Genomic DNA, 10,935 nt, shown 5'->3' with positions numbered 1-10,935 from the left:
CGAACGTAAAGGTGGATTGCGGATGCCCCTCATCCCCGTTCCCTTCACGCAAAAATGCCGCTACAGGCCCATCCCCATGGCGAAAATCGAAACTCCCCGACCGATCCGTGGCACGCAGGACATGCTGGGCGAACAGGCGGACCGCTTCGCGCATGTCGTCGCGACCTTCGACCGGGTGCGTCGCCTCTACGGGTTCCAGCGCATCGAAGTGCCGGTATTCGAAAGCACCGCTGTGTTCGCGCGTTCGCTCGGCGAAAGCACCGACGTGGTTTCCAAGGAAATGTACACGTTCGAGGATCGCGGCGGCGACAGCCTGACTTTGCGGCCGGAGTTCACCGCCGGGATCGCCCGCGCCTACATCACCGAAGGCTGGCAGCAATATGCGCCGCTGAAAGTCGCGACCCACGGCCCGCTCTTCCGCTACGAGCGCCCGCAAAAAGGCCGCTTCCGGCAGTTTCATCAGCTCGACGCGGAAATCATCGGCGCGGCGGAGCCGGGCGCGGACGTGGAACTGCTGGTGTTTGCGGACCAGTTGCTGAAGGAACTGGGCATCGCCGAGGGCGTGACACTCACGCTCAACACGCTGGGCGATGCCGCCAGCCGCGACGCCTGGCGCGATGCGCTGGTCCGGCACTTCGTCGCGCACAAGAATGATCTGAGCGAGGACAGCCTCGCGCGGCTGGACCGCAATCCGCTCCGCATCCTCGACAGCAAGGACCCACGCGACCGCCCGATCGCCGACAGCGCGCCGGATATCGACGCCTATCTGACGGACGAGGCACGGGCCTTCTTCGAGAAGGTCACGGACGGCCTGAAAGCAGCGGGCGTTAATCACGTGCGCAATGCCCGGCTGGTGCGCGGCCTCGATTACTACCGCCACACAGCGTTTGAGTTCGTCACTGACCGCCTTGGTGCGCAGGGGACGGTATTGGGCGGCGGGCGCTACGACGGCCTGATCGAGAATATGGGTGGCCCGGTGACGCCTGCTGTGGGCTGGGCTGCGGGGATCGAGCGGCTGGCGATGCTGATTGATGCGCCTGCTCAGCAACGTCCGATATTTGTTATCCCTGATGCTCCTCACCTAACTGATAAGGCAAATGCCGCGCTTTCGTTGCTTCGCAATGCAGGCATAGCGAGCGAAACGGCCTTTCGGGGTAATGCTAAGAGGCAAGTCGAAGTCGCAAACAAGAAGGGAGCGCAAGGTATCCTTTTCGTCCGCGATGCCGGCGCAACTGGGGGCGAGTTCTACGTTCGGCCGCTCCTCGGTAACGACATTGAGGAAGTACGGCGTATCCATGATCTCGTGCGTTCTGCAGGCATAGATGCGTTTGCAGGTACTGGCGCGAGATGACCTCCATCTCCCCCGAACGCATTGCCCAGATTGAGCGGCTGCGCGACGAGGTGCAGGCGAACATGGCGCGCGCCGATTTGCCGCCCGAGGAGTTCGTGCGCCTGTCGAAGCAATATGCCGAGCTGGAGCCGGTCGCCCGCGCCGCGCATGAAGTGCGCCGCCTGCGGCAGGAGCTGATGGCGCTGGAAACGATGGCGGGCGGTGACGATCCCGAAGGCGACCTGTTGATGCGCGAAATGGCGCAGGAGGAAATGGCGCTCCTCCGCAGCCAGTTGCCCGATGCCGAACGCGCGCTCGCGCTGCAACTGCTGCCGCGCGATGCCGCCGATGCACGGCCCGCCCTGCTCGAAATCCGCGCGGGCACCGGCGGGGACGAAGCCGCGCTGTTCGCGGGCGACCTGTTCCGCATGTATCAGAAATATGCCGAGGAACAGGGGTGGAAAGTCGAGCTGATTTCCGCCAACGCCCCCGATGTCGGCGGGTTCAAGGAAGTCGTCGCCTCCGTCACCGGCACCGGCGTGTTCGCGCGGCTGAAGTTCGAAAGCGGCGTCCACCGTGTCCAGCGTGTGCCGACGACCGAAAGCGGCGGGCGCATCCACACCTCCGCCGCGACCGTCGCCGTGCTGCCGGAGCCGGAAGATGTCGACATCCAGATCAACGAGGCGACCGACCTGCGCATCGACGTCTATCGCGCGTCTGGTTCGGGCGGGCAGCATGTCAACACCACCGATAGCGCGGTACGCATCACCCATCTGCCCACCGGCCTTGTGGTGACGCAGCAGGACGAGAAATCGCAGCACAAGAACAAGGCGAAGGCGCTCAAGATATTGCGCACGCGCCTCTACGAAGCCGAGCGGGAGCGGACGCAAAGCGAGCAGGCCGGCGCGCGCAAGGCGATGGTGGGATCGGGCGACCGATCCGAGCGCATCCGCACCTATAATTTCCCGCAGGGCCGTGTGACCGACCACCGCATCAACCTGACCCTGCATCGTCTGCCGGAGATACTGGAAGGGCCGGGGTTGGACGAAGTGATCGCCGCGCTGATCGCCGAGGATGAAGCGGCACGGCTCGCGCAACTGGACGCGGCAGGGTGATCGGGAGAAGGCCCGCCTCAAGACACCCCGTCATTCCCGCGCAGGCGGGAACCCATCTCCCGACACGCGACTGCCGTGCGGATAACGTCATAGGTTCCCGCCACCGCGGCAATGACGGTTGAGGGGGCGGTAATGCTCGCCCCCGAAGCCCTCCGCCTCGCCGCGATTCGCCTCACCCCCGTCAGCGGCACCCCGCGCCTCGACGCTGAACTGCTTCTCGCCCACGCGCTGGAGATCGACCGCAGCGACCTGCTGCTGAAGCTGCGTGACCTGACCGCACCCGCGACCTTCGACCCTCTTGTCGCGCGTCGCGCCCGTGGCGAGCCAATCGCCCACATCACCGGCACGCGCGATTTCTGGACGCTCAGCCTGCGCGTCACGCCCGACGTGCTGATCCCCCGGCCGGACAGCGAAACGCTGATCGAGGCGGCGATCGACCATTTCCGCGACAGGCCACCGCCGACACACATTCTCGATCTTGGCACCGGCTCGGGCGCGCTGTTGCTTGCGGCGCTCGATATATGGTGCGATGCCACCGGTCTTGGCGTCGACGCATCGCAGGCCGCGCTGGCCGTTGCGCAGGACAATGCCCGCCGCACGGGCTTGGCCGCGCGCGCCGATTTTCGCGTGGGCGACTGGGGGGCGGGGATCGGAGACCGGTTTGATCTGATCCTCGCCAATCCGCCCTATGTGTCGACCGCCGCGCAGCTGCCGCGCGACGTGCTGGATCATGAACCGCATCAGGCGCTTTTTGCCGGTGCAGACGGGCTGGATGATTACCGCCGCATCGCACCGCAATTGCCTGGCCTGCTGGCAGCGGATGGCTTCGCGGCGATCGAGATCGGGTTCGACCAGGGGGAAAGCGCCGCTGCCCTTTTTCGCGAAGCGGGGTTTGATGTAACGGTGCGGCGCGATATCGCCGGGCAGGACCGGTGCCTGCAAATCCACCATGCCTAGGCTTATTTGCAAGCCAGCAATGCGATTTTCCTTGGTTTCCCCTTTTCGACCGTTTAGGAGATGGGCTCAGGGAAAGCCGTGGTCCGGAAGGGACGGGCAATACCTGCTCCCAAAGTCATGATGGCGCTGGATTGGTACGCGCCGTCGGCAGGCTGGGGGTTCGGGCTTCCGTCATGGAACCTCCGGCCCTGCGCAGCCATGCCCTGAAAGACCGGAGCGGTGCGGTGAACGATTGCAGCGATGTCATGGGCAACGGTCTGACAATCGGGTGAAACAGGGGATCGAGCGTCTCCATGGGCAGGCGCTTCTAGGGATTACTTTGATACTAGGAACCACCATTGATTAACAATCGTCAGGCCGGTCGCCGCAATCGTGGCCGGAACAACAATAATAATGGCCGGTCCGGCGGGCAAAGCCGGGGCGGCAACGATAATGGAAACCGGATTGACAGTCGGGCGCGCGGCAATGCCGCCCAGTTGCTGGAAAAATACCGCAACATGGCGCGCGATGCGCAATTGTCCGGCGACCGGGTGAACGCGGAATATTATCTGCAGTTCGCCGACCATTATTTCCGCGTCCTTGCCGACAATCGCGCACGACAGGAAGAGGCGCAGGGCATCCAGCGCGAACGCCAGCCGCAGCGCCCATGGGACCCCGAATCCGATGGTGACGATTTCGACGGTGCCGACGGCAATGCCGATTACGACGACCGCGGTGCCTATGCCCATCAGGGCAATGGACAGCAGGGTCATGGGCAGCAAGGCAACGGCCAACGCGACAATCGCGAAAACGGACGTGACGTGACCCGCGATCATGGTCGGGATAACCGTGAGCAGGGCCAGCGCGATGGCAATCGTGACCGCGATCGGGATCGGGATCACAATCGCCGCGACCGTCAGCCGCAGGGACAGCATCAGCCGCCTGCGCAACCGCAGCCGCGCCGGGAAGACGCCGCCGAGGAAGCGCCCGTGCAGGCCGCGACGGCCGAGCCGCGTCGCCGCGGGCGTCCGCCGCGCCAGCCCCAGCCCCAGTCCCAGCCCCAGCCCCAGCCATTGGCGCAGATCGAGGACGCCGACACCACCCGTGAGGACGATGATGGCATCGCAACCGTGAGCGCGGATGCGCCCGTCGCCAAGGATGCCGAGCGCCCCCGCCGTGGTCTGCGCCAGCGTCGTCCGCGCGAGGAGGATAGCGGAGACGAGCCGACCGGTCTCGACCTTGCTGTATTGCCGCCTGCCATCGCCCGTGCCGACAATGACAGCGAAGAGGCCGAGGTCGCCGAAGCGCCGCGCAAGCGCCCGCGCGCGCGTCGGCCTGCGGCAACGGAGGCCGCCGAATAGGCGAAACGCCGCACAGAAATGGCCAAGGGGGCAGGGCTGCACGGCGCTGCCCCCTTTTTTGCAGGATCGAAGGGGGATTCCCTTCACCCACATTATCGGCCACTGTCGCACATAAACGACAGGAGAGTTTCGATGCTGCGTGCTGCCCGCCTCCTTGCCTCCGGGCTTGTGTCGGCCCTTGTCATGACGGTGCCTGCGACCGCCCAGCCGTCGGCGCAGGGCGATATCGCCGTCACCATCTACAATAATGATCTGGCGCTGGTGCAGGATGTCCGGCCGCTGCCGATCGGCCAGGGCATCGTGCGGCTGGAGTTTCCGGACGTGTCCGCGCGTATCCGCCCGGAGACAGTATCCTTCGCGGCGGACGCCACCAGCATCGTCGAGCAGAACTTCGACTTCGATCTTCTCTCGCCGCAGAAGCTCATGGAAAAGGCCGTCGGCCAGACCATCACCATCGTCCGCACCAATGTAGCGACCGGCGCGGAAACGCGCGAGAGCGCGACGGTGCTGGCGGTCAACGGCGGCGTCGTGCTGCGCGTCGGTGGGCGGATCGAGGTGCTGCGCGACGATGGCCTGCCCGTCCGCGTCATCTATGATTCGCTGCCGCCCAATCTGCGCGCCCGGCCCACGCTATCGGTTACGGTGGACAGCAACCGCGGCGGCACCCGCGCCGCCTCGTTGCGCTATCTGACGCCGGGTCTGGGCTGGAACGCGGATTATGTCGCCTTGTTTGATGCAGCGGCAGGCCGCATCGATGTGCAGGGCTGGGTGACGCTCACCAACAACAGCGGCACGACCTACACCAACGCGCGCACCTTGCTTGTCGCGGGGAGCGTCAATCAGGGCGACAGGAATGCCTATCGCCCGCGCAACCGCAACACCGTGCGCTCCGCCGACACCGAAACAGCCGGGCGGGAGCAACTCGGCGATTTCTATCTCTATCCGCTGGCCGCCCGCACAACGATCGCCGACCGGCAGACAAAACAGGTCAGCTTCCTCGATGTGCAGGCCGTGCCAGCCAAGGCAGGCTATGCCTTCCGCAACGCCTGGCTCGGCAGTTTCGAGGAGCCGCAAAGCGCGCGCAGCATCGTCACTTTCTCGACCTCGGGCAAAGATGGCGCAGGGCTGGGCGATGCGCTTCCCGCCGGGACCGTGCGCTTCTACATGAAGGATGCCTCCGGCGCGCCGCAGTTCGTCGGCGAAAGCCCCGTCGATCATACGCCGATGGGCAGTACCCTGGCGTTGTCCACCGGAGACGCCTTCGATGTGAAGGTACAGCCGGTGGTGGAGAAGCGCGAGCGCCTGTCAGATGTCCGCTGGCGTACGACAATGCGCTATGAACTGAGCAATGCCCGGCCAAAAGCGGCCGATGTCGAGCTGACGCAGGCGGGACTGGACTTTTACCGCACCGACACACGCATCGTCAGCGAAAGTCAGGCCAGCGAGCGGATCAACAGCAACGCCGCGCGCTGGATCGTCAGCGTGCCTGCCAACGGCCGCGCCACGCTTACCGCCGTTTTCGAAACACGCTACTGACGGACGCCTGGGTGCGTGCCGCCATAGCCTTGCTGACACTGTTCTTCGCCGGCCCTGCGCTGGCGCAGACGGTCGTCACATCATCTGCACCCGAATCGGTCGCCGTCACAGTCTATCGCGATCCCGATCGCGGCGATGGCGGGATAGACGCCAATCGCCCGAGCGGCTTCGCGCTGGTAACCGAAAAGCGTCGCATCACATTGCCTGCCGGGGACGCAACGATCCGCTTCGAAGGGGTGATGGACGGGATGATTGCGGTGAGCGCGGTGGTGACCGGCCTGCCCGGTGGCGTCATCCAGAAGAACCGGGACGCCCAGCTGCTTTCCCCCGCTGCCCTGCTCGACGGCACGCTCGGCAACCGCGTCCACCTGCGCCGCACCAATCGCGCGACCGCCACAGTGCGGGAACAGGACGCCGTCATCCGGTCCGGCCCGGACAATGCCGTGGTCCTGCAAACGGCGGAGGGCTTCGAGGGGTTGCGCTGCTCTGGCCTTCCTGAGGGGCTGTCTTACGACGCCATCCCCTCGGGCTTGTCGGCAAAACCTACGCTGTCGGTGACGACATCCAGTCCGCAAGGCGTCACGGCGGATGTCACGCTCACTTATCTTGCCACCGGGTTCGACTGGGCCGCCAATTATGTCGTCCGCGTCGCGCCCGATGGCAGGACGCTGGACCTCTTCGCCTGGCTGACCGTCGCCAACGGCAACAGTATCAGCCTGCCCGATGCGCAATTGCTGGCGGTTGCGGGGCGGCTCAATCGCGAATCGGATTATGATGCGATCGACGGCCAGCCTCACTCAGCTTATCTGTCGCTGCGTTGCTGGCCGTTGCCGCGTTATGATCTGACGCCGGATGGCGGTTATCCGCCACCATCGCCGCCTCCGCCCGCTGCGCCCGCGCCCATCATGATGCGGGCGGAGGCCATGGAAGATGTCGTCGTGACGGGGTCTCGCATCGCCCGGCAGGAGGATCTGGGCGATCTCAAACTCTATCGCGTCCCGATGCAGGTGGACGTCAACGCCAACGGGCAGAAGCAGGTCGCCTTGCTACAGCGCGCGACCGTGCCGTTCACGCTCTTCTACGCGGCGGACATTTTGGCTGAAGATGAAGATGATACCCCACGCCCTCTCAAGCGCATGATCCGGATGCAGAACGAGACGAAGGGCGGTCTCGGCTTGCCGCTCCCGTCCGGTGGCGTCGCGATATTCGCGCCCACACACGCGGGCGAATCGCTGCTGCTTGCCGACAGCCGCCTGCGCGATCACGCCATCGGCGAAACCGTGAAGCTGGACGCGGGCGAGAGCAGCCAGCATTTTCTGACCTTCGGCCGAGCGCCAGAATCAACGGACGATCGCCCCGTGCGGCAACTGACGCTCAGCAATGCTGCGGATCGCGCGGTGTCGGTCGAAATACGGATCAGGGCGGATGACGAGGACCAGCTGATCTCCAAAAGCACTAAACTCTCGCGCAAGGATGGTGCGTGGCTCTGGAGCACCAGCGTCCCTGCCAACGGCACCGCGCGCCTGCGCTATACGATTGCCAGCGAACGTTGACCCTCAGCCAGGCGGCAGTGCGCGCGGCCTGTGGTTCTCATCCAGCGCGACGAATGTGAACAGGCCGCTCGTCACCGGAACCTGCGTCTCGGCGCCGCCGCGCGTGGCAACGACATGGATACGGATCGCGAGCGACGTGCGCCCGCGCCGTTCGATGTGCGCATAGACGGAAATCAAATCCTGCAACAGGATCGGCGCGATGAACTCCATCGCCTCGATCGCGACAGTGGCCACTGCACCACCAGCGGCACGATGGGCAATGATGCCGCCCGCGATGTCCATCTGGCTCAGCACCCAGCCACCGAAAATATGGCCATTGGCGTTGATGTCGCCGGGGCGCGGCACGGTGCGCAATATCGGATCGCGCCTTTCTGCAACAGTCTCAGTCATCGATGTCGATCATCCCTTTCATGCGGTCCTCGACCTGTTCGTCATGCCCCGTTCCGCTGGAAAGAAACAGCAGGCCCATCAGGCCGGTCCCGAGCATGAAGGTAAAGAAGACGCCGATTGCCGTGGCGATGATCATGTGCAGCGGCATCGGCCCGGTCCAATACCACAGGGCGGCGATGGCCAGACCGACACAGCCGATGGCGCACACCGCCATCCACGCCATGATACGGCGATAGTGGGCCCAAGCTGTCGCTGCGATTTCCGGATCGTCGAGGGCCTGGCCGCGCTTCATCTCTTCCCTTTGGCCGCTGGACATGGGATCATCAAGTCCCCCAACCACAAAGCGGCCCAAAAGCGGCCCAAGACGGGAGAGAGCGATGACGATAGCGGCAATTCTCAAGACCAAGGGCAGCGACGTGCTGCAGGTTTCTCCCGAGGCGACGGTGCTGTCCGTGGTGGCGTTGCTGGCGGAGAAGCGAATCGGATGCGTTCCCGTGGTCGATCACGGCCAGGTCGTCGGCATCTTCTCCGAACGGGATGTGGTGCATCAACTCGGACACAGTGGCCCGGCGATGCTGGAGGCGCTGGTTCGCGATGCAATGACCGCGCCCGCCGTGACGATCGAATCGGACATGCCCGTCATTTCGGCGCTCTCGCTGATGACGCGGCGGCGTATTCGTCATTTGCCCGTGGTCGACGGCGGCGTGCTGGTCGGCTTCGTGTCGATCGGCGATCTCGTCAAATATCGCATCGACCGGATCGAGGCGGAGGCTGCTGCGCTGCGCGACTATATCCAGAGCGCTTGACGCCGCAGCCTGTCCGGCGTTCACGCGGGCATGCTGCGGCGGACGACGAGATTGATTATCTCGTCGATCGTCGGCCGCGCGAACAGCAGCAGGATCGCGGCAAAGCTGGCCGCGCCTGTGCCGATCAACGCCGCCAGGCGCAGCGGCGCGGCCAGTGGCGGCAGCATAAGGTCGATCCCGGCCACGATTACGGCCATGGCCACCGATGCGGTCACGGCAGGCATCGCCGCCGTCAGCAGATCGCCCGCCTTCAGCCCCATCGGCTTGCCTGCGAGACGCACGGTCACCAGCGTCAACAGTGGAAACGCAAGCAACCAGGCCCAGGCCAGGCCGATCGCGCCAAAGCGAATGCCCGCCAGAAACGCGACTGGCATGATGACGGCACCCGCCATGGATACGCGCGCGGTGATGCCGGGGCGGCCCAGGGCATTGGATACTGGGGCGAACATCACCTGCAGCGTCATGAACGGCATCGCGAAGGCCAGCACCCTGACGAAGGGCGCCATCGCCAGCCATTTCTCGCCGAACAGGGTGGCGACCAGCGGTTCGGCTGTCACCGCCATACCGAAATAGAGGGGGCAGGACACCAGCAGCAACAACCGCACCGCCTTGCAGAAGGAAGCGGCGATTCGCGCGGGGTCCCTCTGCATCCGGGCATAGGCCGGGAATGCCACGTCATTGAGCGGGGGGATGAACTTGCTGACAAAAATCTGGGTCAGGAAAAGGGCTTCGGCATAAAGGCCCAGTTCGTGCGGCGACAGCCATCGCCCGGCGATGAAGACGTCCGCCTGGCTCTGTACGATCCAGAAAAGCTGCGACCCCAGCAGCGACGCGCCGAAGGCGACCATCGCCCCTGTACCGCGAAAGTCGAAGCTTGGGACCGGCAGGAACCGGGTTGCGATGCTGTAGCCTATGCCCTTCACCCAGAACAGCGTCAGCGGCGCGTAAACCAGCGTCCACACCCCCCATCCGGCCATAGCGCCGCCGATTGCCATGGCGGCTGCCGCGGCCGCGGCGACCAGATTGACGATCGCCGGGCGCCGGAAGTCGAGCGACCGTCCCATGACGGCTTCGGGAATCGATATGAACGGCGTCGCCAGATAGATGAGCGCCTGCACCCGCAGAAGGTCTGCGATCAGCGGCTGTTCGTAATAATCGGCTGCGACGGGGGCGATCGCCAGTTGAAGCAGCGCCAACGCCCCGTTCAGCAGCAGCATGATGCCGAAGGCCTGGCGCAACCTGTGCGAATCGAGCGTCTCGGACTGTACGAGCGCGCTGACCAGGCCATAGCCATTCAGAAAGGCCATGAAGTTCAAAATGACCTGCGTCATCGCGAACAGGCCGTAATCGGCGGGATCGAGCAGCCGTATGACGGCCAGAGTGGACGTCCAGCTTATCATTTGCGCCACGATCTGGCTGCCCGACCGCCAGAACAGCGCGCTGCGGATGCGCGCTGCAAAGCCTGCGTCAGTGGCGTCGGCGTCGTTCAAGCTCATATATCTCCGGCATTTTCCAGGGCGCATGCGTGCGCCGGGCGAAACATCTCGGAGTCGCTTCTATCCTTCAGGTCCCAATTTTTTCTGAAATAAAATTGCAAAAAGCGTTTGACGGGCCGGAACCGCCTCCATATATGCCCTCTCACCGGAAGGGCGCTGCCTACTGACAGCGCCTTCTACGGTCGCCAGCATAGTTGGACAGACTGTCCCCCGATAGCAATAGCGGGGAACACTAACTGTCCGCCTCTTATGTTGAGTGTTACGGTTCTTTGACATAGTTAGTATGATGAAGGGACATGTGGGCGACGGCACTGGTTTCTGGTGGTTTTATGGCGCCGGGTAATCAGATAAAGCCAAGTCGTTCCTTGTAGCGTTTTGCTGGGGCATGGGCTTTTTGGTTTATGCTTTGGCG

10 protein-coding genes and 1 pseudogene are annotated in these 10,935 nt (G+C 64.4%); 8 read left to right on the top strand and 3 right to left on the bottom strand.

Translation table 11 applies throughout. The features are described 5' to 3' along the window. Window positions 1-76 precede the first annotated feature (76 nt). The 7 genes and pseudogenes from hisS to ENE74_RS16925 all read left to right on the top strand — a co-directional run bounded on the left by hisS (window position 77) and on the right by ENE74_RS16925 (window position 7,831). Window positions 77-1,351 carry a histidine--tRNA ligase gene (gene hisS / locus ENE74_RS16950; RefSeq protein ID WP_127692061.1) on the top strand — a complete coding sequence of 425 codons (1,275 nt, stop codon included), beginning with the start codon at window positions 77-79 and terminating at the stop codon, window positions 1,349-1,351. Beyond that, window positions 1,348-2,445 carry a peptide chain release factor 1 gene (prfA, locus tag ENE74_RS16945; RefSeq protein WP_127692060.1) on the top strand — a complete coding sequence of 366 codons (1,098 nt, stop codon included), beginning with the start codon at window positions 1,348-1,350 and terminating at the stop codon, window positions 2,443-2,445. Before hisS ends, prfA begins: the two co-directional genes overlap by 4 nt. A 132-nt stretch (window positions 2,446-2,577) precedes the next feature. Continuing rightward, on the top strand, window positions 2,578-3,402 hold the full coding sequence (prmC, locus tag ENE74_RS16940) for a peptide chain release factor N(5)-glutamine methyltransferase (protein ID WP_127692059.1): 825 nt from the start codon (window positions 2,578-2,580) through the stop codon (window positions 3,400-3,402). A gap of 338 nt (window positions 3,403-3,740) precedes the next feature. Then, window positions 3,741-3,938 (top strand): annotated as a pseudogene (locus ENE74_RS18710) (DUF4167 domain-containing protein); the annotation flags it as partial. A gap of 432 nt (window positions 3,939-4,370) precedes the next feature. Continuing rightward, window positions 4,371-4,742 carry a hypothetical protein gene (locus ENE74_RS18705; RefSeq protein ID WP_338142998.1) on the top strand — a complete coding sequence of 124 codons (372 nt, stop codon included), beginning with the start codon at window positions 4,371-4,373 and terminating at the stop codon, window positions 4,740-4,742. A gap of 132 nt (window positions 4,743-4,874) precedes the next feature. Continuing rightward, window positions 4,875-6,278, top strand: coding sequence for a DUF4139 domain-containing protein (locus tag ENE74_RS16930; protein WP_420902607.1), 1,404 nt, complete (start codon window positions 4,875-4,877; stop codon window positions 6,276-6,278). Window positions 6,279-6,289: 11 nt separating this feature from the next. After that, window positions 6,290-7,831, top strand: a complete 1,542-nt coding sequence (locus ENE74_RS16925; protein ID WP_127692057.1) for a DUF4139 domain-containing protein — start codon at window positions 6,290-6,292, stop codon at window positions 7,829-7,831. A 3-nt stretch (window positions 7,832-7,834) separates the two neighbouring features. Here the strand turns inward: ENE74_RS16925 and ENE74_RS16920 are convergent, their stop codons facing one another. Continuing rightward, entirely contained in the window at window positions 7,835-8,221 is a 387-nt protein-coding gene (locus ENE74_RS16920) for an acyl-CoA thioesterase (RefSeq protein ID WP_127692056.1), read from the bottom strand. Beyond that, window positions 8,214-8,513 (bottom strand): hypothetical protein, encoded by a 300-nt coding sequence (locus ENE74_RS16915; RefSeq protein WP_127692055.1) that lies wholly within the window; start codon window positions 8,511-8,513, stop codon window positions 8,214-8,216. Before ENE74_RS16915 ends, ENE74_RS16920 begins: the two co-directional genes overlap by 8 nt. An 85-nt stretch (window positions 8,514-8,598) precedes the next feature. Between ENE74_RS16915 and ENE74_RS16910 the strand changes: the two genes are divergently transcribed. Further along, window positions 8,599-9,027: a CBS domain-containing protein gene (locus ENE74_RS16910; protein WP_127692054.1), complete on the top strand. Its 429-nt coding sequence runs from the start codon at window positions 8,599-8,601 to the stop codon at window positions 9,025-9,027. 20 nt (window positions 9,028-9,047) lie between these two features. Here ENE74_RS16910 and ENE74_RS16905 read toward each other — a convergent pair whose 3' ends face one another. Further along, window positions 9,048-10,523, bottom strand: a complete 1,476-nt coding sequence (locus ENE74_RS16905) for a lipopolysaccharide biosynthesis protein (protein WP_127692053.1) — start codon at window positions 10,521-10,523, stop codon at window positions 9,048-9,050. Window positions 10,524-10,935: the final 412 nt, after the last annotated feature.

It is taken from the genome of Sphingobium algorifonticola (assembly GCF_004005485.1).
Classification (GTDB): Bacteria; Pseudomonadota; Alphaproteobacteria; order Sphingomonadales; family Sphingomonadaceae; genus Sphingobium; species Sphingobium algorifonticola.
Note: the sequence above shows the minus strand (reverse complement) of the source record. Positions and strands in the feature narration are given on the sequence as shown.

Excerpts from the sequence above, each read along its gene's own strand:
- prfA (WP_127692060.1), top strand. The coding sequence starts at position 1,348 with ATGACCTCCATCTCCCCCGAACGCATTGCCCAGATTGAGCGGCTGCGC.
- ENE74_RS16910 (WP_127692054.1), top strand. The coding sequence starts at position 8,599 with ATGACGATAGCGGCAATTCTCAAGACCAAGGGCAGCGACGTGCTGCAG.
- hisS (WP_127692061.1), top strand. The coding sequence starts at position 77 with ATGGCGAAAATCGAAACTCCCCGACCGATCCGTGGCACGCAGGACATG.
- ENE74_RS16920 (WP_127692056.1), bottom strand. The coding sequence starts at position 8,221 with ATGACTGAGACTGTTGCAGAAAGGCGCGATCCGATATTGCGCACCGTG.
- ENE74_RS16915 (WP_127692055.1), bottom strand. The coding sequence starts at position 8,513 with ATGAAGCGCGGCCAGGCCCTCGACGATCCGGAAATCGCAGCGACAGCT.
- prmC (WP_127692059.1), top strand. The coding sequence starts at position 2,578 with ATGCTCGCCCCCGAAGCCCTCCGCCTCGCCGCGATTCGCCTCACCCCC.
- ENE74_RS16905 (WP_127692053.1), bottom strand. The coding sequence starts at position 10,523 with ATGAGCTTGAACGACGCCGACGCCACTGACGCAGGCTTTGCAGCGCGC.
- ENE74_RS16930 (WP_420902607.1), top strand. The coding sequence starts at position 4,875 with ATGCTGCGTGCTGCCCGCCTCCTTGCCTCCGGGCTTGTGTCGGCCCTT.